Origin of the sequence: Herbaspirillum sp. 1173 (assembly GCF_031455335.1) — a bacterium.
Classification (GTDB): Bacteria; Pseudomonadota; Gammaproteobacteria; order Burkholderiales; family Burkholderiaceae_D; genus Herbaspirillum; species Herbaspirillum huttiense.
Window position 1 is genome coordinate 721,821 of sequence record NZ_JAVDSP010000002.1, and the last position, 22,664, is coordinate 744,484.

Sequence of the window (22,664 nt, forward strand, 5' to 3'; positions counted from 1 at the left end):
GAATCCATCCAATCATTTACATCGCCATCATCTGCAGGTGCTCGACCACCGGTCCCAGCGCCAGCGCCGGCACATAGGTCAGGGCACCGACCAGGATCACCGCGCCGATCAGCAGCGCCACGAACAGCGGGCCATGCGTGGGCAGGGTGCCGGAGGTGGCGGCCAGGCGCTTCTTGCCGGCCAGCGAACCGGCCATGGCCAGCACCGGCACGATGATGCCGAAGCGGCCCAGCCAGGTGCAGATGCCGGTGGTGATGTTGTAGTACGGCGTGTTGGCCGAGAGCCCGGCGAAGGCGCTGCCGTTGTTGTTGGCGGCCGAGCTGAATGCGTAAAGAATTTCCGAGAAACCGTGCGCACCGGGGTTGGCGATACCGGCCAGGCCCGCTTCCACCATCACCGACAGGGCCGTGAAGATCAGCACCAGCGCCGGGGTCATGAGGATGGCGATGGACATCATCTTCATGTCGAACACGCCGATCTTCTTGCCCAGGTATTCAGGCGTACGGCCGATCATCAGGCCCGCGATGAACACCGCCAGCACCGCAAAGATCAGCATGCCGTACAGGCCCGAACCGACCCCGCCGAACACCACTTCACCCAGCTGCATCTGCAGCATCGGCACCAGTCCGCCCAGCGGCGAGAGCGAGTCATGCATGGCATTGACCGCACCGCAGGACGCGGCCGTGGTGATGGAGGCAAACAGCGCCGAGGCCGGGATGCCGAAGCGGGTTTCCTTGCCTTCCATCATGCCGGGGCCGGAGGCGTGCAGCGAGGCCAGCATGGGATTGGGCTGCGACTCGGCGTACATCAGCACCAGCGTCAACACCACGAACAGGATCGTCATCGAGGCCAGGATGGCCCAGCCCTGGCGACGGTCGCCGACCAGCACACCGAAGCTGGTGCACAGTGCTGCCGGGATGATGAGGATGGCCAGCATCTGCAGGAAGTTGGTCAGCGGCGTCGGGTTCTCATACGGGTGCGCCGAGTTGGCGTTGAAGAAGCCACCACCGTTGGTACCGATCATCTTGATGGCTTCCTGCGAGGCCACCGGGCCCATGGGCAGGGTCTGCTTGTCGGTGCTTTGCGCTTCGGTCACGGGCTCGCCCTTGGCATCCTTCAAGGGCTGGCCTGCGGCATCCAGCTTGGGCACGGTGTAGTTGGTCACTTCCAGCGTCTTCACGTCCTGATACGCACGGAAGTTCTGGATGCTGCCCTGCTGCACCAGTACCAGCGCGAACACCACCGACAGCGGCAGCAGCACGTACAGCGTGCTGCGGGTCATGTCGACCCAGAAGTTGCCGATGCCCTTGCTGCTGTGACGGGCGAAGCCACGGATCAGGGCGAAGGCGATGGCGATCCCGGTGGCGGCCGACAGGAAATTCTGCACGGCCAGTGCGGCCATCTGGGTCAGGTAGCTCATGGTGGCTTCACCCACGTAGCCCTGCCAGTTGGTGTTGGTGACGAAACTGAGCGCCGTGTTGAAGGACGAGTCAGGGCTGACGTTGGCCAGCGCAGCCGGGTTCAGCGGCAGCCATTGCTGCACGCGCTGCAGCAGGTAGACCACGATCAGGCCCAGGAAATTGAACAGCACGGCCGCGATGGCGTACTGCTTCCAGTCCATCTCGTGCTCGCGGCTGATGCCGCAGAGGCGATAGAAGACGCGTTCGATGCCGCCGAAAAGACGGTTCACGCGTGACTTGCCTTCCATCACGCGGGCCATGTACCAGCCCAGCGGCAGGGAGAGGACCAGCAGGACGGCCAGGTAGAGGCCGAGCTGGAAATAATTGTTGCTGTCCATGTCAGAAATCCTCCGGCTTGATCAGGGCGTAGACCAGGTACAGCAGGAGGGCGATGGAGACCACCAGCCCCAGCAGATACATGAGGTTCATTTCTTCTCCCCTTCCTGCCGTTCCAGACGGCTGCAAAGGGCGATGAAGGCCCACATCGAGAGGCCGCAGACGAGCAGCATGCCTATGTAGAGAAAATCCGTTTGCAACATTTCCCACTCCATTGTTGACGTTGTTGTTCGCTTCCAGGGACGGAAAACGAGACAGTCGAACGATAGGGAAAGCAGCATCAAATCCCGGTAAATGTTTGGCGCAGGAGCGTAAACAAACCGTAAATGAGACGGAGCGGCTCGTCAGCAATGACGAGTCCGGAGAGAGAAAGAAGGGAAAGGAAGGAAAGCGGAAACCGGGCGCGATCGCGCCCGGCGGATCAGACGTCGCCCGCGCGTCCCAGCTCGACGCGGTTCTTGCCCAGGCGCTTGGCGGCGTACATGGCCTTGTCGGCCATGGACAGCAGTTCCTCGGGGCCGACTTCGCCGTCCAGGTTGGGCTGGTAGACCGCCACGCCGATACTGCTGGAGATGTTGACGGTGGAGTGCGTCAGCTGGAAGGGTTCGCGGATGGTATTGAGGATCTTCTGCGCCACCATCAGCGCGTCTTCCTGGGTCTGCAGGTTTTCCAGGATCACCACGAATTCGTCACCGGCCAGGCGGGCCACGGTATCGACATCGCGCACCGAGCGTTGCAGGCGGCGTGCGAACTCCACCAGCAGTTCGTCGCCGGCCTCGTGGCCGTAGCGGTCATTGACGCCCTTGAAACCATCGATGTCCATGAAGAACAACGCCAGCAACTGGTCGGCCCGGCGCGCCCGCATCATGCCCTCGGGCAGGCGGTCGCTGAAGGCGCGGCGGTTGGGCAGGCTGGTCAGCACGTCGGTCAGGGCCAGCTCGCGCATCTGGTCGCGGAAGGCCAGACGCTCGGTGATGTCGTGCAGGAAGGCGATGAACAGGTGGCCGCTCTGGCGCTTGACGTGGCCGACCGTGATCTCGATGGGCAGCTCGTGGCCATCGTGATGCTGGGCTTGCAGCTCGATGCGGTTGTTGATGACGACGCTGGTGCCATCCTTGAGGAATTGCGCCATGCCGCGATTGTGGGCCGCACGCATGTCCGGCGGAATGATCAGTTCGGCCATGTCGCGTCCCATGGCCTGGTCGCGCGGCCAGCCCAGCAGCAGTTCGGCCTGGCGGTTCCATTCGACCACGCGGCCCTGTTCGTCGGCGGCGATGAAGGCATCCTGGGCGTTTTCCAGGATGGCGCGCAGTTCGGCGGCGCTCTCTTCCAGCTGGATCTGGTTGGCCTGCTGCTGGTCCAGCGCTTCCTGCAAGGCACTGGCGGTCTCGTGCAGGCGGCTGGTGCGCTCGGCCACGCGCTGCTCCAGGCTTTCGTTGAGGGAGCGCACTTCGCGCAGGTAGGTCTCTTCGCGCTCGACCATGTTGACCAGGGTCGAGGACAGCAGCTGGATCTCGCGGTAGCTGTTCACCTGCGGAATGGGCACGTCGCCACGGCCCGCGGCACGCTGCTCCAGCGCGGCCGACAGCGCGTTGATGGGGGCCACCAGACGACGCGCGAGGAAGAAGGCCAGCAGTACCAGGATCGCCCCGGAGAGCGCACCGACCACGATCACCCGCTTTTCCAGATCACGGAAGGCCTGCAGCGCCACGGTCTCGGGCTGGCGTACGATCACGCTCCAGTGCAGCTTCATGCCGCCCTTGACGCCCGTGCGGGCATAGCCGCTGACGTAGCGGCGGCCATCGGGCCAGGTCTCGATCAGCGAGCCGCCATTGTCGCTGCCTTGCGCAGCGCGCACGCTGGCGGTATCGAGCTTGGTCTCTTCCATGCCCTTGGGGCCGAGGATGACGGTGCCATCGTCGCGCACGATGATGACGTCGACGTCATAGCGGTTGCCGGCCGGGTCCAGCAGCTTGGCGGCGATGTCGCGCGCCCAGGACCACGACAGATGCAGGCCGACCACGCCGAGGTAATGGCCGTTCAGATCATGCACCGGGGCCGAGAGGTCGACGAAACGCCAGGGATTGGATTGCGGCGGCAGCTTCTGCGCCAGCAGCACGGCCGGATGGAAGTCGGCGCTGTACTCGCCCTTGCTGCCTTCCTGGAACCAGGGGCGCTGCGCCACGCTGGCCCCTTCCAGCAAGCCGTTGGTGGCCACCTGCACGATGCCCTCGGGATTGGCCAGGCCGATCCAGGCGTAATGCGGCACGTTGGCCTGCAGTTCGTTGAAGACCCGGCGGATGCGCGGCAGATCGCGGCCGGAACGGACCGACGGCCGCTGCACCAGCAGGCGCAGGTCGATTTCGCGCTCGTTCATGCCGCGCTCCAGCGCATCCTGCATCTGCCAGGCCAGCTGCTTCATGCGCGTTTCGCTTTCGGAACGCGCATAGCCGCGCGTGAACTGATCCACCAGGATCAGTACCGACACGGTCGTGATGAGCACGGTAATGACCACCCCCAGCGTAATCAGCGACGACAGATTGGGCGGGGATGGGGCTTTATTCTTGTTCAATTCAGACAAAATTGCGACGCGGCTTGATGCATGACGGCTCCCCTGTGAACCGCATAGGTTTACGGCATCTTGCCAGAACAGCTATGGTTTTTCATCGCATTTCCAGAAAAACTTCGAGAATTTTTTTCTACGGCAAAAAACTCATCAATCCTCTCGATTCAAAGTGGAGACAAAAGCGGTAAAAGAGCGCAATAAGCGTCATTTCCTGTCAAACGGGAAATGCAAAAAGACAACGGAGGGCGAGTCTTGGTGAGGATCTTCGCCCTCCGCGAGAAGCGGCGCACACACCGGTAGTGCCGGGAGCGCAGAGGATGGCAATGCAGAAAGGACGAGCAGCCCGTCAGACTCCGGCACACACGCCATCGGCACGCGGATCGGTCGCCCCTTCGATCAGCCCGTCCGGATGCACGCACACGGCACCGGCGTGACCCATCATGTCGGTGTAGTCCTCCACCACCTGCACTTCATGGCCGGCCTGGCGCAGGGCGTCGATGGTGGCGGCCGGCACCCGCCCTTCCACCTTCAGGTTGGTGGAGACATCGCCCCAGGTGCGGCCCAGCAGCCAGCGCGGTGCGCTCACGGCCGCCTGCAGGTTCTGGCCGAACAGCACGTGGCGGGTAAAGACCGCTGCCTGGGTCTGCGGCTGCCCTTCCCCGCCCATGGTGCCGTAGGCCAGGGTGCGGCCATCGTTGAGGCGTGCCAGCGAGGGGTTCAGTGTATGGAAGGGCAGCTTGCCCGGTTGCAGCTGGTTGGCCCCGTCATCCAGGGTGAAGCTGGCACCCCGGTTCTGCCACACGATGCCGGTGCCGGGCACCACCACGCCGCTGCCGAATTCCCAGAAGATGCTCTGGATGTAGCTCACCACGCGGCCTTGCGCGTCGGCGGCGCCCATCCAGATGGTGTCGCCCGGCTTGGCCGGATGCGGCCAGGGGGCGGCGCGTTGCATGTCGATCTGTCCGGCCTCCTGCTCCAGCGCCTCGGCCAGCAGCCAGTGCGCGGCATCCACGCTCATGTGGGCCGGATCGGTGACGTGCTGGTTGCGCAGAATGAAGGCGCGCTTGGTGGCTTCCACCAGACCGTGGATGTGGTCGAAGCCTTCGGCCTGCGTGATGCCGAGACGATCGAACAGGCCGATGATCATCAGGGCCGAGACGCCCTGTGTCGGCGGTGGCAGGTTGTAGACGCGGCCTGACGTTAACTGCACCATCAGCGGCTTGACCACTTGCGCGCGGAAGGCTTCCAGGTCGCTGCGGCGCACCGGGCTGCCAGCCGCTTCCAGGCCTGCAGCAAGGCGTTGCGCGAGATCGCCGCGATAGAAATCATCCAGACCGGCCTCGGCCAGGCGCGACAGGCTATCCGCCAGGGCTGACTGTTTCAGCACCTTGCCCTGGGCCGGGATGCCGTCGGCGGCATAGGTGGCGGCAAAGCCGGGCTGGCCTTTGAGCTCGTCCCACTTGTCGCGGGTCAGTTCATGTTGCGAGCGGGTGATGGGCACACCGTTCTTCGCATGGCGGATGGCATCGGCCAGCAGCACCGGCAGCGGCAGCGCGCGGCCGTAGCGGCGCGCGTGCTCCAGTGCCGCGGCCCAGCCACCGACCGCACCGGCTACCGTCAGCGCCGCATGCGGCCCGCGCGTGGGCACGGCGCTGTGGCCGTGCTGTGCATAGAACTCCTTGGTCGCCAGCGCCGCCGAGGGACCGCAGGCGCGAATGGCCACCGGTTCCTGCCCAGGTTCGCTGATGACCCAGAAGCCATCGCCACCGATGCCGTTCATGTGCGGATAGACCACGGCGATGGCGGCCGCAGCCGCAACCATCGCCTCGACCGCATTGCCACCCTCGCGCAGGATCTGCGCGCCCGCCTGCGCGGCCAGGTGATGGGGAGCGGTGACCATTCCGCCCAGACAGGTCTTGCTGTACAACATGGCTGACTCCTGATGTTCTTGTCGAGATGAAAAAACTGCTGCGAGGATGATACCTGCGGATGGCCGGGCTTTCAGGCGGCCGGCGCTTTGGGCGCATCCATCCACGATACGTGCGCGGCCACGATCCGCCAGCCTTGCGGGCAACGCAGCCAGGTGTGGCTCTGGCGGCCGATGCGCGGTTCACCCTCGCGCGTGAATTCGGTATCGGCCACCGCATAGTCCCGGCCATATGTGGTGATGACGGTGGCGCGCAGGCTGCGCATCAGGTTCTTCGGTGAACGTCCCTGACGGAAGGCGCGGATGGCCTCGGTGCCGACCAGATTCTCGGTGGCACCGTAACGCACGGTGTGCGGGCCATCAAGAAACAGTTCATCGAGGACCTCGACCTGGTTGGTGGTGAGCGCGACTTCGTAGCGTGCAAACGCTTGGCGTACTTCGGCCACCACGTCGGGCAGGTTGATGGCGTAAGGCCGGGTCGATTCCATGTGCAATCCTTGCTGTGACTCAGTGTCAGTGCGCGCCGAGATAGGCCTTGGCCAGCGCATCATTGGCGGCGATCTCGGCGGCCGTACCTTGCGCTACCACGCGTCCGCCTTCGATGACGTAGGCGCGGTCGGCCAGTGACAGCGCCAGTGCCGCCATCTGGTCCACCAGCACGATGGTCATGTTCTCGCGGCGCAGTTGATCGAGGGCGGCAAACAATTCGGCGATCACCTTGGGGGCGAGGCCCAGCGAAGGTTCATCCAGCAACAGCACGCGCGGACGCGACATCAGCCCGCGCGCAATGGCCAGCATCTGCTGCTCGCCACCGGAGAGCAACCCGGCACGGTGATGCAGGCGCTCGCGCAAGCGCGGGAAACGGCCCAGCATGTCTTCGACGCGCGCCTCCACATCCTGCGGATAGAGGAAGGCACCGAGGCGGATATTGTCCAGCACCGAGAGTTCGGGAAACACCTGCCGTCCCTCCGGCACCAGCACTACGCCGTGGCGCACGATCTGTTCGGCGCGCAGGTGCATGAGGTTCACGCCACCGGCGTGAATGCCACCCTGCACCGGCCGATGCAGCCCGGCCAGCGAGCGCATCAGGGTGGACTTGCCGGCACCGTTGGCGCCCAGCAGCGCAATCATCTCGCCCTGCCGCACCTGCAGGTTGATGCCGTGCAGGACCGGCTCGGCGCCATAGCCGGTGACCAGCTCGCCCACGCCCAGCAATTCGTCCGCGCCGCTGACGGCCTTGCGCACGGCCGCCACGGCCTGTTGGGTGCCCTCGCCGAGATAGGCCTTGCGCACCGCCGGATCGTTCTGCACTTCCTGCGGCGTGCCGATGGCCAGGCGCTGGCCGGCATCAAGCACGACGATGCGGCGCGAAATCTGCATCACCAGTTCCATGTCATGCTCGACCACCACCACGCTGATGCCGGCCTCGGCGATGCGGGTCAGCAATTGCGCCAGCAGGGTCTTGTCTTCGCGCGAGAGACCGGCAGCGGGTTCGTCGAGCAGCAGCACATCGGGATCGGCCGCGAGCGCGCGCGCAATCTCCACCAGACGGCGGTCAACGTGGGCCAGATCGGCGCTGGGAATATCGAGCGCACCGCGATAGCCGCAAAAATCGAGCAGCTGGCGGCAACGCGCACGCACTTCGCCAGAGACGAAACCCCGCGCCGACAGCAGTCCGCCCAGACGCCCGCGGCCACAGGCCAGGGCCACGTTGTCGGCCACCGTGAGGCTGCCGAACAATTGCGAAGTCTGGTAGGTACGGGCCACGCCGTGGCGCGCGATGCGGAAGGCGGGCAACCCTGCCAGCGGCGTCTGGCCCAGCGTGAACTGTCCGGCGCTGGGACGATAGAAACCGGAGAGCATGTTCAGCGCCGTGGTCTTGCCCGCACCATTCGGACCGATGAGGCTGGTGACGGCACCGCCGGGGACCTCGAAGCCGAGATCGCTGACGGCCCGCACACCGCCGAACACCATGGTCAGGCCATCGGCGGCCAGCGTGCGGCGCGCGCGTACCGGCAGCGCGACCTCTTCTGCACCCTCCTGCAAGGCGGCAGCGGGGACGGCCTCCACCGGCTTGCGCAGGCGTGCCGCCAGCTTGCCCAGCAGACCGGTCACGCCATCGGGTGCCACCCACAGTACCAGCAGCAGCAAGGCACCGAAGAACAGCAGCCGATAGTCCTCCAGGCTGGAGAGCAATTCCGGCAAGGCCCCCACGATGACGGCACCGATCACCGGACCGAGGATGGAGCCCGAGCCGCCCAGCACCACCACCAGCACGAACAGGATGGACTGCATGAAGCTGAAGGTATCCGGTGTGACGAAGGTGGAGAGCGGTGCGAAGAGACCGCCGGCCAGACCGGCCAGTGCCGCCGAGAGTGCAAAGGCCACGGTCTTGATGACCAGCGGATTCAGGCCGATGGATTCGGCGGCCGTCTCGCTGTCGCGCACCGCGCGCATGGCCGCGCCCCAGCTGCCGCGCGAGAGCCAGCAGTAGGCAGCCAGCACGACGGCGGCGGTGATCAGTCCCAGCACCGCAATCGCACGTTCGGCCTGCAAACCCAGGAAGGCAGGTGCAGCCAGGCCCATGATGCCGTTCTGTCCGCCGGTCAGGTCGCGCAGTTCGATGATGGCGTGCTGGATGATGAAGCTGAAGGCAATCGTGATCATCGCCAGGTACGGCCCCTTCACGCGCAGCGCCGGCAAGGCCAGCAGCACGCCCAGCGCCCCCGCCACCACGGCCGCCAGCGGCCAGGCCAGCCAGAATGAGAGTCCGGCCTTGGTGGTGAGGATGGCGACCGTATAGGCACCGACGGCGTAGAAGCCGACATGGCCGAAGGAAACCTGGCCGGTCAGCCCGATGAGCACATTGAGTCCGATGCCGACGATGGCCACCAGGGCGATGCCGGCCAGCACGAAGACGTAGTAGCTGTTGATCGACAAGGCCAGCGTGATGGCCGCGATCAGGCCGACGGCAGAAAACGCCAGGGCAGCGGGCGTGCCCAGCCCGAGCTTGACCCTGCCTGGCGCAGGAGCCGCTGCCGGATGGGCCGCCGCCTGCAGGCTGCGGGCGATGGAATGGGGTAAACGATTCATACCTTTTTCACCTGTGCGCGGCCGAACAGGCCATTGGGACGAATGGCCAGCACCGCGATCACCAGCGCGAAGGTGATGATCTGGGTATAGCCGGAACCGAGGGTGGCCGTGATGAGCGCCTCGGCCATGCCAAACAGCAGGCCCGCGATCATCACGCCCCAGGCGCTGGTGATGCCGCCGAGGATGGCCACGGCAAAGGCCTTGAGGCCGAACAGCGTACCCATGTCGGCATTGACGTTGAACAGCGGCGCAATCAGCACGCCCGCCACGCCGGCCAGCAGCGTCGAGAGCGCGAAGGCGACCGCGATGGCACGCGTGATCGGGATGCCCATCAGGCGCGCCGCATCACGGTTCTGCACCACGGCCAGCAGGGCCGTGCCCCAGCGCGTGCGGCGCGAGATGGTGTGCAGCAGTGCGGCCAGCGCCAGGCCGATGGCGGGAATGAGAAGGTGCAGCGGATAAACGCCCAGCCCCATGCCGCCCAGTTCGATGGAGGACAGCGCCAGCGGCGAAGGCAGGCTGCGCGGTTCCTTGCCGAAGGTATGCATGACCAGGTTGTCCAGCACGATGCCCAGGGCCACGGTGGACATCAGCCAGGCATTGGAGCCCTGGCGCGCGAAGGGACGCACGGCCAGTACCTCGACCAGCATGCCGTAGAGCGCGCAGGCGGCCAGCGCCAGCACGATGGCCAGCCACATCGGCCAGCCCAGCGTCTGGGCGAAGGTGAAGCACAGCACGGCCCCCAGCATCATGGAACTGCCCTGCGCAAAATTGACGGTGCCGGAGACGGCATACGTCATGTAAAAACCCAGCGCCATCAGACCGTACATGCTGCCCAGTCCGAATCCGCTGATCAGTGCCGACAACAGCAGCATCGCGTTCTCCTGGCGCCACCCTGCCCGCTCATGCAGGCAGCGGCGGCGCATCGTCTTTGCAAAAGGTGTTACTGGGCCAGGCCAACCGGCAGGATGCGGTTGTCGATGAATTGCGCCCAGACGTAGTCATCGGCTTGCAGGGCGTCATGCACGGTCGGGCTGAAGGGCTTGACGTAGGTCTTGATCAGGCCTTCATAACGATCGATCTTGTAGAAGCCTTCGCGCACCGCATCGCCGTTGGTGGAGCCGGCCTTGGCGATGGCCAGTGCGGCCAGCTGCATGCCGTCATAGGCATTGGCCACACCCACGGCCGGGGTGATGTCGTCCGGGCCCTTGATGGCGGGGTACTTGGCCTTCAGTTCGGCCACCACCTTCTCGCCCACCGGCGAGAGCTTGCCGAAGAAGCTGAAGGTCTGGATGAAGTGCACGTTCTTCGCGTTCGGTCCGGCCAGTTCGGTGAAGCGGCCGCCGGCCGGGCCCCAGTGCGAGACCACCGGCACCTTCCAGCCCATGCGGTCGAGCGACTTGACCACCTGGGCCGAGGGGCCGACGTTGCCAACCAGATAGAGGGTGTCGGCACCGGCCGCCTTCAAGCGGCTCAGTTGCGGCACCACGTCGACGTCGCTGGCTTCGAATTTCTCGATGCCGGCCGGCTTCAGGCCCTTCTCGGCGAGCGCGGCGACGATGCCTTTTTCATTCGATTCGCCCCAAGGATTGTTGACCAGGATCAGCCCGGCCTTGCTGCTCTTGAAGGTCTTCTGCGCGTAGTTGAGCATGGCCTTGTCCACCAGTTCATCCACTGCCGACACGCGGAAGGCGTAGTTGGGATTGGCACCATTCTTCGTCACACCGGTGCCGGCTGCCCAGGGGCCGACGAAGGGCACTTTCTCCTGGTTGATGATGGGCACGATGGCCATCGAGACCGGCGTATCCAGGCCCCCGAACAGCACCGCCACCTTTTCCTTGAAGATCAGTTCGCGCGCGGCCACCACGCCCTTGGCCGGATTGCCTTCGTCATCGCGGCGTACCAGTTCCAGCTTGCGCCCGCCCAGCAGACCGCCCTTGGCGTTGATCTCGTCGATGGCAATGCTCATGCCGCGCGTCAAGGCTTCGCCGGCCTGGGCCGACTGGCCGGAAAGGGCCGTGACCAGGCCGATCTTGATGGGGTCGGCGGCCAGTGCCAGCGGCGACAGCGCGGCGGCGAGGGTGGCGGCTGCGGCGGCGATGAGGGTACGGCGGGTCAGGCGAATCATGGTGTTGCCTCCAAAGGTTTGCGAGAAGTGAGTGTGTGGCTTTGCCCGGCATGACTTATGCAAGGGCTATGCCAAGCGCAGCCGGAAGCATTAATTTTTGCCGACAATATCTCTCTAATAGTGGCGGCATTAAATACGGCATATTGCTGCTGATTGGATATTTAACTTGCATTCAATAATGCACAATGCTTGTGCAAACCATGGAGAAAATGATGCACGCCGCACCATCATCAATCACCGGACAGGGAACAACCCTGCCTCCCCTGCCCTATGATCCGGCCGCCCTGGTGGACGAATACCTGCGCGTGCTGATGATTCCCGACCCGGTGGCCGCGCGCCGCTTCGTCTCACCGGAGCTGAAGATCCGCTTTACCGGCGGCCGGGAAATGATCGACCCGGCGCAATGCGCAGCCTTCAACGCCACGCGCTATGGCTGGGTCAAGAAGCGTTTCGAGGGCACCGAAGTGGTAGCCGGTGCCACGGTCGAACAAGCCATCGTCTACAACCGTGGCACGCTGTTTGGCGTGTGGCCCGATGGCGAGGCCTTCGAAGGCAATCGCTACGTGGACCGCTACGTGATCCGCCACGGGCTGATCGTGCAGATGGATGTGTGGAACGACAGTGCCGAACGCCTGCTGGTGCGCGCCGGCTTGGCCGAGCTGTAAGGAGGCGGCATGCAAGCGACGATTCTGCCGCCCAATGCGGGCGAAGCGCTGGGCCATGATGATGGACGGGATGCCTATGGCGTGCTGCGCTCGCATGGCCGCTTCGGCTATTCGCCCATCCATCGCCGGCCCGACTATTGCTGGCCCAATGGCGCCAGACTGGCGGTGTACCTGGGCTTCAACATCGAGCACTTTGCCTTCGGTGAAGGGTTGGGTGCCAAGCTGGGGCCGGTCTGTCCGGAGCCCGACGTCCTCAACTATGCCTGGCGTGAATACGGCAACCGTGTCGGCGCCTGGCGCTGCCTGGAACTGTTCGAACAACTGGGCCTGCCGGCCGGCGTGCTCATCAACACCGCGCTCTACGATCATTGCCCGGAACTGGTGGAAGCCTTCGCCGCGCGCGGCGATGAACTGATCGGCCACGGCCACACCAATGCACATCAGCAAGGCACGCTGGACGAGGAAGCCGAAGCGGCCCTGCTGCGCCACTGCCGCACCCGCATCCAGGCTGAGAGCGGGATAGAGCCCACGGGCTGGCTCTCGCCCTGGATTTCGGAGAGCCTGGTCACGCCCGACCTGCTGCAGGAAACCGGCTATCGCTACAACCTGAACTGGGCCCATGACGACCAGCCGGTACGCATGCGCACCCGCACCGGCGAGACGCTGTGGTCGATTCCCTATCCGCAGGAATTGAACGACATCCCCATGATCGTGGCGCGCCAGATGGATGGCCGCGACTTCGCCCGCATGATCGTGGACAACTTCGACGAGATGCGCGAACAGGCGTTGCGCCAGCCACTGGTGATGGGCATTGCCCTGCATCCCTACCTGGTCGGCCAGCCTTATCGCCTGCGCCATCTGCGCACCGCCCTGCAGCACCTGGCGGCGGCGCGCGATCGCGGCGAGATCTGGTTCACCACCCCCGGCGCGATCTGCGACCACGTGGACAGCCTCGAACAATTACGCCAGCCGTTCTGAGCCGGCATGACGCACCAGGAGAATGAATTGAGCACTGCCCAGGCCACGGCCACCCGCACTAATGCCTTCGAAATCAATGACCATGTAGGTGCCTTCGTGCCGCATGGCCGCTTCACCCTGCCGGGCGCTGCCAGCGGCCCGCTGGCCGGGTTGCACTTCGCTGCCAAGGACTTGTTCGACGTGGCTGGCCACCCGACCGGCGCCGGCAATCCGGACTGGCTGCGCAGCCATCCCATCCCCACGCGCAGCAATGCGCTGGTGGAGCAGTTGCTGCAGGCCGGCGCCACGCTGGTCGGCAAGACCCTGACCGATGAACTGGCCTACAGCATTCACGGCGACAACCATCATTACGGCACGCCGGTCAACAGCGCCGCACCGGAGCGCGTGCCGGGCGGCTCCTCCAGCGGCTCGGCCGCAGCGGTGGCGGCGCGCCTGTGCGACTTCGCGCTGGGCACCGACACCGGCGGCTCGACCCGCGTACCGGCCAGCTATTGCGGCGTGTGGGGCCTGCGTACCAGCTTCGGCTTGCTCTCCACGGCCAGCATGGCGCCGCTGTGCCCCAGCTTCGATACGGCCACCTGGCTGGCGCATGATGCGGGGACCTTCGAACGGGTCGGACAGGTGCTGCTGCCCAAGACCGGATCCGCGCAACTGCGCAAGGTCTTGCTGCCGTTCGATCTGCTGGAACTGGCCGAGGCCGACTTCAATCCGGTCGTGCAGCGGGTCTATGACGCACTGCGCAGCGAGCTGCCCGGCGAGCACATGCGGCTGTCGGGCGACGAAGGCGAACTGGAACGATGGCGTCAGGCCTACACCCATGCCTCGGCCTTCGATGCCTGGCAATGCCACGGAGCGTGGATCAGTTCGGCGCGTCCGGTGTTCGGTCCTGCGGTGCAGGCGCGCTGGGACATGGCGCAGAACATCAGCGCCGAGACCGCCCGCGCGGCACGCGAGAAACAGGATCTGGTGCGGCATCGTGTACGCTCGCTGCTGGGCGCCGACGGAGTGGCGGTGATGCCGTCCGCATCCAGCGTGGCGCCCTTGCGCGATGCCAGCGCCGCCGAGATCGACCAGGTGCGTGCGCGCACCTTCCGCCTGACCTGCGTGGCCGGACTGGCGGGCTTGCCGCAGGTGAGCATGCCCTTCACCACTCCCGCCGGGCTGCCGATCGGCGTATCATTGCTCGGCCCGGCCGGCAGCGACCTGGCCCTGATCGGGCTGGCGACGCGCCTGTGGCGCAGCCTGCAGGCAGCGCAGTAAGACCGGGCATGATCCACCCCATGACTAGACGATGAGCGACCTCTCTCCCCGCAAGACGGCCAAGCCGACTTCCCGCACTGGCAAGTCCCAGGAGCACGCCACCAAACCCGCACCGGCACCGGCCCGCCAGAGCCGCGCCGGCCGTCCGCGCGTGCGGCACGACGACCTGGCCGATACCGCGCCCCTGGGTCTGGAAGGCGAAGCGGGCGAGGACATCATCGTGCGCATCTACCAGACCGTCTTCGACAGCGTGATGAGCCAGCGCCTCACCCCTGGCACCAAGCTGCCGGAGGCGGCGCTGTGCGAACTGTTCGGCGTGGGGCGCACGGTGGTGCAGAAGGCGCTGCAGAAACTGGCGCACGAACACATCGTCGAGTTGCGGCCCAATCGCGGTGCCGTGGTGGCCATGCCGACACCGGAAGAGACCCGCGAGATCTTCGAGGCGCGGCGCGCACTGGAAGGCGCCATCATGCGGCTGGCCGCGCGCAATGCGACGCGCGCCGACCTGGCCAAGCTGCGCCGCCAGCTCAAGGAAGAGCACCAGGTCATGCACAGCTATGCGCAGACCCACTGGGCGCGCCTGGCCTCGTCCTTCCACATGCGGGTGGCCGAGCTGTCGCGCAATGCCACGCTGCAGCGCTATCTGGGCGAACTGGTCTCACGCTGCTCGCTGATCGTGGCGCTGCATGAGCCGGCCGGGTATGCGGCCTGCGAGCACGATGAACATACGCATATCGTCGACCTGATCGAGCGCGGCGACAGCGAGGGTGCGGTGGCCGCCATGGAAGCGCATCTGGTCTCGCTGGAGGAACACATTCACCTGGTCAGCGAAAAGAGCGGCAACAGCCTGGCGCGGATGCTGGGGATGGAATAAAGTCATCACCCGCATCACCTGCGTCGCTTTGTAGGGATGAAAAAAATGGCGGCAAGGACTGAAGTCCCTGCCGCCATTTTTACGTGCAAACCGTCAATCAGATCGTGACCGATTCCTTCAATGCCTCGCGCGCTTGCGCTGCAATCTCGAAGGAGTGCAGGCGCGCCGCGTGATCGTAGATCTGCGCGGTGATGATGAGCTCATCGGGCGCATGTTCATCGATGAAGGCTTGCAGGCCTTCTTCCACGGTTTCGCGGTCACCGACCACGGCGCAGGAGAGCGAGCGCTCGACATGGGCCTGTTCTCCCGGCTGCCACAGCGCATCGATGTCATCCACCGGCGGGCGCAGCTGGCCGGGCGTGCCCCGGATGAGATTGAGGAACTGCTGCTGCAGCGAGGTGAAGAGACGCTCGGCTTCGCGCTGGGTATCGGCGGCGAAGACGTTCAAGGCCAGCATCACGTAAGGCTTCTTCAAGGTCGCCGACGGCTTGAAGCGCTCGCGGTAGATCTGCACGGCCGACTTCATGAAGCCCGGCGCAAAGTGCGACGCGAAGGCGAACGGCAAACCGAGTTCGGCCGCCAACTGGGCGCTGAACATGCTGGAACCCAGCAGCCAGATCGGCACTTTGAGACCGCTGCCCGGGACGGCACGCAGGTTCTGGTAGTCCGAGGGTTCGTCGAAATATTCCTGCAGCTCGATGACGTCCTGCGGGAAGTTGTCTGCCGTATCCCCGCCCATGTGGCGGCGCAGGGCGCGCGCGGTGCGCTGGTCGGAACCCGGCGCGCGGCCCAGGCCCAGGTCGATGCGGCCGGGATAGAGCGACTCCAGCGTGCCGAACTGCTCGGCGATGACCAGCGGCGAGTGGTTGGGCAGCATGATGCCGCCCGAGCCGACGCGGATGGTTTTGGTGTTGGCTGCCACGTGCGAAATCACCAGGGACGTGGCCGCGCTGGCGATGCCGGGCATGTTGTGGTGCTCGGCCAGCCAGTAGCGTTTGTAGCCCAGGGCTTCGGCGCGCTGTGCCAGTTCCTTGCTGTTGTTGAAGGCCTGGGCGGCGGTGCTGCCCTGGTTGATCGGCGACAGATCTAGGACGGAAAACGGAATCATGCAGGAATCCTTGTCGAGTCGGCACGGCCTTCGCAGGCCGTGCCGGTGGCCGGGTAGCTTCCCCGGAAAAGGCGTGCGGTGGACGGTGCGCGGACTCAGTCCAGCTTCACCACCAGCTTGCCGAAGTTCTTGCCTTGCAGCAGGCCCATGAAGGCTTCAGGGGCCTTCTCCAGGCCTTGCACCACGTCTTCGCGGTAGTGCAGCTTGCCTTCCTTGAGCCAGGTGCCGACTTCCTTCTGGAAGGCCGCATACAGGTCGGGACGATTGACGTAGTAATCGAAGATGATGAAGCCCTGCACGCGGATGCGCTGCGTCAGCAAGCGGCGCAGGATGGCGCTGCTCTCGGTGGCCAGGCCGCCGCCGTTGTAGTGGGCGATCAGGCCGCACACCGGTACGCGGGCGTGAATGTTGAGCAGCGGGATAACCGCATCGAGGACGGCGCCGCCAACGTTTTCGAAATACACGTCGATGCCGCGCGGGCAAGCCGCTTTCAATTGCTCGGCAAAGTCAGGTGCACGGTGGTCGATACAGGCATCGAAGCCCAGTTCCTTGACTGCCGATTCGCACTTCTGTGCGCCGCCCGCAATACCGACCACGTGGCAGCCGCGCTGCTTGGCGATCTGGCCGACCAGCGAACCGACCGCACCGGTAGCGGCGGCCACGACCACGGTTTCGCCGGCGCGCGGCTGGCCGATGTCGATCAGCCCGGCGTAGGCGGTGTAGCCGGGCATGCCCAGCACGCCCAGCGCATGCGAGGGATGGGCGAAATCGGCGGGCAGCTTGTTGGCACCGCTGCCGTCGGAGATGGCGTATTCCTGCCAGCCGGTATAGGCCATGACCAAGTCGCCTTCCTTGAAATCGGGATGGCGCGAGCTGACCACGCGCGACACCACGCCGCCGGTCATGACGCCATCGATTTCCACCGGCGGTGCGTAGGAAGGCGCATCACTCATGCGGCCGCGCATGTAGGGGTCCAGCGAGAGCCATTCACCGCGCAGCAGCATCTGGCCTTCCTGTACTTCCGGAATGGCCACTTCTTCCAGGCGGAAATTTTCTGCAGTGGGAGCGGCAGCGGGACGCGAAGCGAGGACGATGCGGCGGTTGGTCTTGGGCAATTGAGTCATGGAAATCCTTTCCGTATTCGGTTCATTGAGAGGCGCGGCGCGCCATCGAATCCTTCTGGCCTGATATGGCTTGATTACTGCGGTGCGACCAGCACGTGCCGCGTGACCAGCATGGCCGCTTCCATCGGTGCGCGGTCTCGGCCCAGCTTGGACAGCAGGCTGGCACCCAGCCACTGCTGGTACAGCATGGTGGCCGTGGCCAGCGGTTGCAGCACAGTGTGCAGCGAGCCTTCGGCGATGCCTTCCTCGATGCAGGCGGCGATGCGTTCGATGAAACGCTGCGTGCCGCCGTGCAATACCTGGCGCATGTCGTCGGAGAGATCCGCCACTTCGGCGGAGAGCTTGACCACCAGGCAACGCTGCTCGGCTTCTTCGCAGCACTGGCTTTCCAGCCAGTATCCCCAGTAGGTCAGCAGGCGCTCGCGGGCGCTGCCGCCCTGGCTGCGGTCGGACAGGACGTGATCCAGCCGGTCCAGATAGCCGGCCACATAATGCTCGATCAGTTCCCGGCCATATTGTTCCTTCGATCCGAAGTAGTGATAGAAGGAACCCTTGGGAATCTGCGCCGCCGCCAGGATCTCGGCCAGGCCGACGCCGGTGTAGCCCTTCTGCGCAATGAGCGCATGGCCGGCTTGCAGGATGTGACGCTTGTTGTGGTCGTAGTGTTCTCGCATGCGGACCATTCTAACGGAAAATTAGACCGGTCGTCTAAGACCGGTTTTTTTCATCAGATCAGCGTGATGCCGGTACATTGCGCGCAGGTGGAAACAGCGGCCACACCAGCAAGGCCACCCCTGCAGTGACTATCCACACAGCGGGCCAGCCGTGCCAGTGCAGCAGCAGCGGAATGGCCTGGGCGGTGAGGAAGAAGACGCCGAACACGCAGCTGTTGCCCAGTCCCAGCGCGGTGCCGACCTGTGCCGGACCCGCAGCCACCGCCAGCTCGGTATAGGCCACGCCATGCCATGCGGAGACCACCACGCCCGCCGCCACCAGCACGCCGCCCAGCCATTGCAGCGAGACGGAGAGGCTGCTGAGCGAAGACACGCCGAGCAGCAGGAACAGCAGCGCACTGACCAATGCGCAAGCACGCAGATAGGGACGGCGCTGGCCGCGTGTGTCCGTCCAGCGGCCACTGGCAATGCGCGCCACCGCTGCGCCCACTTGCACCAGCGTCAGCAACACGCTGATGAGGAGCAGACCGGCCTGCCCCACTTCATGCAGGAAGATGCCGCCGAAGCTGATCAGCGCCACCTGGGGCGCGCACAAGAGGCCGGTGCCCAGCGCCAGCCGCCAGACCAGCGGACTGCGCAAGGCCGGCATCGCAGGAGAAATTGCCGTGTGCGAAGGTGATGCCTTGTGCGGCTCGCGCAGCCACAGCAACACCAGCGCGACGCTGGCCAGGCACAGTGCCATCAGCAAGCCATACACCGCACCGAAGCCGGCCCGCGCTGCCAGCGTGGGCAAGAGCAAGGCACCGATACCGCCGCCGAGCGGCACTGCCGTCTGGCGAATGCTCATGGCCAGGCCACGCTCGCCCTCGGCGAACCAGGCCATGATGGCGCGTCCGCTGGCACCGTTGACGCTGCCGCCCAGCAATCCGGCCAGCGTGAGACCGACGCATAGCCACACAAAGGCCGAACCGCCCTGCCCCGGCCGCGCCATCGCCATCAACAGGCACAGCGCGGCGCTGGTCCCCAATAGTCCGGCCAGCAGCACCTTGCGGTCCCCCAGGCGATCGGTCAGCACGCCCCAGGGCAGTTCGCCCAGGGCCACGCCCAGACTCAGCAACCCGAGCGCCAGGCCCAATTGCACATTGCTCAGGTGATAGTCGCTGCGCAGCACCAGCGAAGTCACGGGGATCCCGGAAAACACGGCCGAGAAACTGGCATTGGCGGCAACGCCTGCGGCCAGGACCTTCCAGCGATGCGCTGACGGCCTGCCGGGGAGGGTGGCGGGATGAGTGGATAGCGTGGACAAGGCAGGCTCCAGTAGGGATCAGGCCTTGCAGTGTGGCGTGCAGCCGCATGGCTTGAATGTCATAATTCCGGCATCCCCAGCCATTTGACGTTTTCTGCACCATGCCCGCGCGCGACATTTCCTTCCTCATTTTTGCCGATTGCAGCATGCTCGATTTCACCGGCCCGCTGTCGGCCTTCGATGCCGCCAACCGCGTGAGTGGACGCGCGCTCTACCGGATCACGCTGCATTCCGAGCCGGGCGGCCTGATCCGCAGTTCGGCCGGGGCGATGATCCAGACCGAGCGCATTGGCCGCGCGAGTTTCGATACGCTGGTGGTGGCGGGGGGCGGTGCGCCGCGCGAGGGGCTGGTGTCCGAAGGACTGCGCCGCTACATCCTGCGCGCAGCCAACCGTTCGCGCCGCATCGCCGGTGTATGCACCGGGGCTTTCGTGCTGGCGGCCGCAGGCCTGCTCGATGGCAAGCGCGCCACCACGCACTGGCGCATGGCGGCCAAGCTGCAACAGATGCATCCGCAGGTAAAGGTGGACAGCGACCGCATCTATTCCTGCGATGGCAAGGTGTGGACCTCGGCCGGCATTTCCGCCGGGATCGACCTGGCGCTGGCCCTGATCGAGGAAGACCACGGTGCGGAACTGGCCAAATCGGTGGCGCGCGAACTGGTGGTGTATCACCGCCGTCCGGGCGGCCAGTCACAATTCTCGGCCTTGCAGGAAATGGATGGGGGCTCGGAGCGCATCCGCCGCGCACTAAGTTTTGCGCGCGCGCATCTGCACCAGGAAGTGACCGTCGACACGCTGGCCGAAGTGGCCTGTCTCAGTCGCCGCCAGTTCGACCGCAGCTTTGCGGCCGAGACCGGCCAGACCCCGGCGCGCGCCATCGAACAGATGCGCGCGGAAGCGGCGCGGCTGCGCATCGAACAATCACAGGACAGCCTGGAGAGCATCGCCCGCGCCACCGGCTTTGGCGATGCCGAGCGCATGCGGCGCGCCTGCCTGCGGCTGTTCGGCCAACCGCCGCAAGCCATGCGGCGGCTGGCGCGGCTGGACGAGGAGTGACTCGGTTCAGCGGGTGGTCAGGCGCACGCGGGTGATTTCGGACGGGGCCAGCAGCCGCTTGGGCGGGCCCCAGTAGCCGGTGCCGCGGCTGACGTAGACCCACAGGCCTTGCAGGCGCTTGAGCCCGGCCACATACGGCTGTTGCAGCGGCACGAAGAAATTCCACGGGAAGAATTGTCCGCCATGCGTATGGCCCGACAGTTGCAGGTCGAAACCGGCCTCGACGGCCGCCGTGGCGCTGCGCGGCTGGTGCGCCAGCAGCACGCGCGGATGGCCGGTGGGCGCATCGGCAATGGCGGCGTGCGGATCGCTGCGATGGGCTTCGTCGAAATGATGGGCGGTGTAGTCCGTCACCCCGGCCAGCACCAGACCCGCCCCTTCATGGCGCAGGACCACGTGTTCATTCATCAGCACGGTCACACCCAGGCGACGGACTTCATCGATCCATTCGTGGGCATTGGAGTAGTACTCGTGATTGCCGGTGACGAAGTAGGCACCATGCCGCGCCCGCAGTTGCGCCAGCGGCGCGGTGTGCGGGGCCAGCTGGCGCACGCTGCCATCGACCAGGTCGCCGGTGATGGCCACCACGTCGGGCTGCAACGCATTGACCTTGTCGACGATGGCTTGCAGATAGGGCGCCTTGATGGTGGGGCCGACGTGGATGTCGCTGATCTGGACGATGGTGAATCCCTCCAGCGCCGCGGGCAGGTTGGCGATGGGCACGCTGACCTCCACCACGGCAGCGGTGCGGCGGGCGTTGAGATAGCCGATGACCGTGGCCGCTGCGGTGAGGGCCAGCACCAGCCAGGCGCTCAGTTCCACCATCTCGTGCTGCTGGATGGCCGGCAGGTGCAGCCACGGCAGCGCGGCCAGCGCCAGCGCGCGCAAGAGCGTGAGCAGCAGCGCCGAAGAGAACGCCCCCATGGCCAGCATGCCGGCCCAGGCCACGCGGTCGGCGGCGATTTCGGACAGGCCGCGCCGCTTGAGATAAGGCACCGCCAGCGCTACCGGCATCAGCAGGAAGGACAGCAGCAACACCGCTGCGCCCAACGTGATCCAGCCCGCGTGGGTGGTCAGCGCCGGCAGCAGCTGCCAGCCTATCCAGGCATGCAGCGCGGCCAGCAGGCCGAGGACGGTCAACAGCGAAAAGAGGCTACGGCGCATGGAAAACCTTTGAAAGAGGACACATTGCCCGGAACTGCGGGGGCCGGACCAAACTTGCCGGAAAGCAAGCATATGAAGGCTTGAGACATGCTTTTCAAGCAATTTCTGCGAAAAACCTCGTAAATCCTGCCCAAAATGGCTCATCGGCAGGCAGCAGAAATGGTCAGATGAAGAAAAAGTCCGCCGCGGGTATGCAATAAGACGCGCAGAGGAGGATAATATTGCCTCTATCCCCCCGTTTTTAATTCGCGCGACCTTGGCGGCGAGAGCCGCATCGATGGCAAGAGCATCGACACCAGGCCGCGCCTGCATCATTGGAAGAGTTATTTTGAGTTCAAGCAAAACCAAACGCTGGCATGGCAATGTCGAGGCGATCAAGGCCGAATTCCTCAACGGCGTGATTACCCAGATGAGCTCCTACGGCGACCGCGTCCATTTCAGCATGTTCGGTTCGGTGCAGAAGCCGCACTATGAAGTCATCAACAGCTTCGACAAGAAGATGGCCTTCGATGGCAATCATCACCTGCACCGCGCCGAGGAAACCGAATTCGGTCCCGGCAACGTGACGCCCATCTTCACCCTCGACCAGATCAAGCGCATCGTCGCCACCGGCGGCAGCGGCACCCGCAGCACGCCGCGTTCGGCGCGTGCCTCCTCGGCCCGCAGCGCCGCCGGCAGCGCCCGTCCGACCACCGCCGCCGCCCGTGCGCGCGAAGCGGTCGATGGAGAGAAGTACGCTTACTTCAAGGCCAACCGCCACATGCTGCCCGATGAAATCAACCAGCATTCCGATGAGATCAGCAAGCTGATGCTCAATGGCATGTCGGCGGAACAGGCCTTCGGTGAAGTCATTTCCAAGTACTTCGACTGAGCCTGATACAGGGTCCGGGACGGCAGGCGGCGCAGGCCGTTCCGTCCTCCGAACGAAAATGGCCGGAGCTCA

Annotated in this window: 19 protein-coding genes; 6 read left to right on the plus strand and 13 right to left on the minus strand. The window is 65.2% G+C overall.

The window, feature by feature from the left end; genetic code table 11:
* Positions 1 to 16: 16 nt before the first annotated feature.
* The 8 genes from kdpA to J2X56_RS11315 form a co-directional block, all read right to left on the minus strand.
* Entirely contained in the window at positions 17 to 1,798 is a 1,782-nt protein-coding gene (kdpA, locus tag J2X56_RS11280; protein ID WP_039787004.1) for a potassium-transporting ATPase subunit KdpA, read from the minus strand.
* A gap of 1 nt (position 1,799) precedes the next feature.
* A complete protein-coding gene (gene kdpF / locus J2X56_RS11285) occupies positions 1,800 to 1,889 on the minus strand; it encodes a K(+)-transporting ATPase subunit F (protein WP_017452361.1) in 90 nt (29 codons plus the stop codon).
* Between the two features lie 328 nt (positions 1,890 to 2,217).
* Positions 2,218 to 4,368, minus strand: a complete 2,151-nt coding sequence (locus J2X56_RS11290) for a diguanylate cyclase domain-containing protein (RefSeq protein WP_227022734.1) — start codon at positions 4,366 to 4,368, stop codon at positions 2,218 to 2,220.
* A 340-nt stretch (positions 4,369 to 4,708) separates the two neighbouring features.
* Positions 4,709 to 6,292 carry a gamma-glutamyltransferase gene (locus J2X56_RS11295; protein WP_310160312.1) on the minus strand — a complete coding sequence of 528 codons (1,584 nt, stop codon included), beginning with the start codon at positions 6,290 to 6,292 and terminating at the stop codon, positions 4,709 to 4,711.
* 71 nt (positions 6,293 to 6,363) lie between these two features.
* Positions 6,364 to 6,777, minus strand: a complete 414-nt coding sequence (gene hpxZ / locus J2X56_RS11300) for an oxalurate catabolism protein HpxZ (protein WP_121043726.1) — start codon at positions 6,775 to 6,777, stop codon at positions 6,364 to 6,366.
* Positions 6,778 to 6,802: 25 nt separating this feature from the next.
* Entirely contained in the window at positions 6,803 to 9,382 is a 2,580-nt protein-coding gene (locus J2X56_RS11305) for a branched-chain amino acid ABC transporter ATP-binding protein/permease (protein WP_209567567.1), read from the minus strand.
* Complete coding sequence (locus J2X56_RS11310) at positions 9,379 to 10,257, minus strand: branched-chain amino acid ABC transporter permease (protein WP_034332430.1); 879 nt, start codon at positions 10,255 to 10,257, stop codon at positions 9,379 to 9,381. Before J2X56_RS11310 ends, J2X56_RS11305 begins: the two co-directional genes overlap by 4 nt.
* Positions 10,258 to 10,325: 68 nt before the next feature.
* A complete protein-coding gene (locus J2X56_RS11315) occupies positions 10,326 to 11,510 on the minus strand; it encodes an ABC transporter substrate-binding protein (protein WP_034332429.1) in 1,185 nt (394 codons plus the stop codon).
* A gap of 212 nt (positions 11,511 to 11,722) precedes the next feature.
* Here J2X56_RS11315 and J2X56_RS11320 point away from each other — a divergent pair, with 212 nt between their 5' ends.
* From J2X56_RS11320 to J2X56_RS11335, 4 genes are read left to right on the plus strand one after another with little or no spacing between them, the layout of a single operon-like run.
* Positions 11,723 to 12,175, plus strand: a complete 453-nt coding sequence (locus J2X56_RS11320) for a hypothetical protein (RefSeq protein ID WP_051156467.1) — start codon at positions 11,723 to 11,725, stop codon at positions 12,173 to 12,175.
* A gap of 9 nt (positions 12,176 to 12,184) precedes the next feature.
* Positions 12,185 to 13,153 carry a polysaccharide deacetylase family protein gene (locus tag J2X56_RS11325; RefSeq protein WP_310160324.1) on the plus strand — a complete coding sequence of 323 codons (969 nt, stop codon included), beginning with the start codon at positions 12,185 to 12,187 and terminating at the stop codon, positions 13,151 to 13,153.
* A gap of 27 nt (positions 13,154 to 13,180) precedes the next feature.
* The gene (locus J2X56_RS11330) at positions 13,181 to 14,413 is read left to right on the plus strand and encodes an amidase (protein ID WP_310160327.1); all 1,233 of its coding nucleotides are present in this window, start codon (positions 13,181 to 13,183) and stop codon (positions 14,411 to 14,413) included.
* Between the two features lie 31 nt (positions 14,414 to 14,444).
* Positions 14,445 to 15,287, plus strand: a complete 843-nt coding sequence (locus J2X56_RS11335) for a GntR family transcriptional regulator (protein ID WP_310160330.1) — start codon at positions 14,445 to 14,447, stop codon at positions 15,285 to 15,287.
* Positions 15,288 to 15,384: 97 nt separating this feature from the next.
* Here J2X56_RS11335 and J2X56_RS11340 read toward each other — a convergent pair whose 3' ends face one another.
* The 4 genes from J2X56_RS11340 to J2X56_RS11355 form a co-directional block, all read right to left on the minus strand.
* Positions 15,385 to 16,395, minus strand: coding sequence for an LLM class flavin-dependent oxidoreductase (locus J2X56_RS11340; protein ID WP_134136597.1), 1,011 nt, complete (start codon positions 16,393 to 16,395; stop codon positions 15,385 to 15,387).
* 95 nt (positions 16,396 to 16,490) lie between these two features.
* Positions 16,491 to 17,519 (minus strand): NADP-dependent oxidoreductase, encoded by a 1,029-nt coding sequence (locus J2X56_RS11345; protein WP_039786989.1) that lies wholly within the window; start codon positions 17,517 to 17,519, stop codon positions 16,491 to 16,493.
* Between the two features lie 74 nt (positions 17,520 to 17,593).
* Positions 17,594 to 18,193: a TetR/AcrR family transcriptional regulator gene (locus J2X56_RS11350; protein WP_039787399.1), complete on the minus strand. Its 600-nt coding sequence runs from the start codon at positions 18,191 to 18,193 to the stop codon at positions 17,594 to 17,596.
* A 58-nt stretch (positions 18,194 to 18,251) separates the two neighbouring features.
* A complete protein-coding gene (locus J2X56_RS11355; RefSeq protein WP_121043741.1) occupies positions 18,252 to 19,499 on the minus strand; it encodes an MFS transporter in 1,248 nt (415 codons plus the stop codon).
* 101 nt (positions 19,500 to 19,600) lie between these two features.
* Between J2X56_RS11355 and J2X56_RS11360 the strand changes: the two genes are divergently transcribed.
* Complete coding sequence (locus J2X56_RS11360) at positions 19,601 to 20,557, plus strand: GlxA family transcriptional regulator (RefSeq protein WP_310160336.1); 957 nt, start codon at positions 19,601 to 19,603, stop codon at positions 20,555 to 20,557.
* Positions 20,558 to 20,563: 6 nt separating this feature from the next.
* Here the strand turns inward: J2X56_RS11360 and J2X56_RS11365 are convergent, their stop codons facing one another.
* Entirely contained in the window at positions 20,564 to 21,721 is a 1,158-nt protein-coding gene (locus J2X56_RS11365; RefSeq protein WP_121043746.1) for a metallophosphoesterase, read from the minus strand.
* A 328-nt stretch (positions 21,722 to 22,049) separates the two neighbouring features.
* Here J2X56_RS11365 and J2X56_RS11370 point away from each other — a divergent pair, with 328 nt between their 5' ends.
* Positions 22,050 to 22,592: a hypothetical protein gene (locus tag J2X56_RS11370; RefSeq protein ID WP_034341298.1), complete on the plus strand. Its 543-nt coding sequence runs from the start codon at positions 22,050 to 22,052 to the stop codon at positions 22,590 to 22,592.
* Positions 22,593 to 22,664: the final 72 nt, after the last annotated feature.

Bases quoted from the DNA above. Each gene is read 5' to 3' on its own strand.
- J2X56_RS11360 (WP_310160336.1), top strand. From the start codon at position 19,601: ATGCCCGCGCGCGACATTTCCTTCCTCATTTTTGCCGATTGCAGCATG.
- J2X56_RS11295 (WP_310160312.1), bottom strand. From the start codon at position 6,292: ATGTTGTACAGCAAGACCTGTCTGGGCGGAATGGTCACCGCTCCCCAT.
- kdpA (WP_039787004.1), bottom strand. From the start codon at position 1,798: ATGGACAGCAACAATTATTTCCAGCTCGGCCTCTACCTGGCCGTCCTG.
- kdpF (WP_017452361.1), bottom strand. From the start codon at position 1,889: ATGAACCTCATGTATCTGCTGGGGCTGGTGGTCTCCATCGCCCTCCTG.
- J2X56_RS11340 (WP_134136597.1), bottom strand. From the start codon at position 16,395: ATGATTCCGTTTTCCGTCCTAGATCTGTCGCCGATCAACCAGGGCAGC.
- J2X56_RS11310 (WP_034332430.1), bottom strand. From the start codon at position 10,257: ATGCTGCTGTTGTCGGCACTGATCAGCGGATTCGGACTGGGCAGCATG.
- J2X56_RS11320 (WP_051156467.1), top strand. From the start codon at position 11,723: ATGCACGCCGCACCATCATCAATCACCGGACAGGGAACAACCCTGCCT.
- J2X56_RS11350 (WP_039787399.1), bottom strand. From the start codon at position 18,193: ATGCGAGAACACTACGACCACAACAAGCGTCACATCCTGCAAGCCGGC.
- J2X56_RS11305 (WP_209567567.1), bottom strand. From the start codon at position 9,382: ATGAATCGTTTACCCCATTCCATCGCCCGCAGCCTGCAGGCGGCGGCC.
- J2X56_RS11325 (WP_310160324.1), top strand. From the start codon at position 12,185: ATGCAAGCGACGATTCTGCCGCCCAATGCGGGCGAAGCGCTGGGCCAT.
- J2X56_RS11345 (WP_039786989.1), bottom strand. From the start codon at position 17,519: ATGACTCAATTGCCCAAGACCAACCGCCGCATCGTCCTCGCTTCGCGT.
- J2X56_RS11315 (WP_034332429.1), bottom strand. From the start codon at position 11,510: ATGATTCGCCTGACCCGCCGTACCCTCATCGCCGCCGCAGCCGCCACC.
- J2X56_RS11365 (WP_121043746.1), bottom strand. From the start codon at position 21,721: ATGCGCCGTAGCCTCTTTTCGCTGTTGACCGTCCTCGGCCTGCTGGCC.
- hpxZ (WP_121043726.1), bottom strand. From the start codon at position 6,777: ATGGAATCGACCCGGCCTTACGCCATCAACCTGCCCGACGTGGTGGCC.
- J2X56_RS11335 (WP_310160330.1), top strand. From the start codon at position 14,445: ATGAGCGACCTCTCTCCCCGCAAGACGGCCAAGCCGACTTCCCGCACT.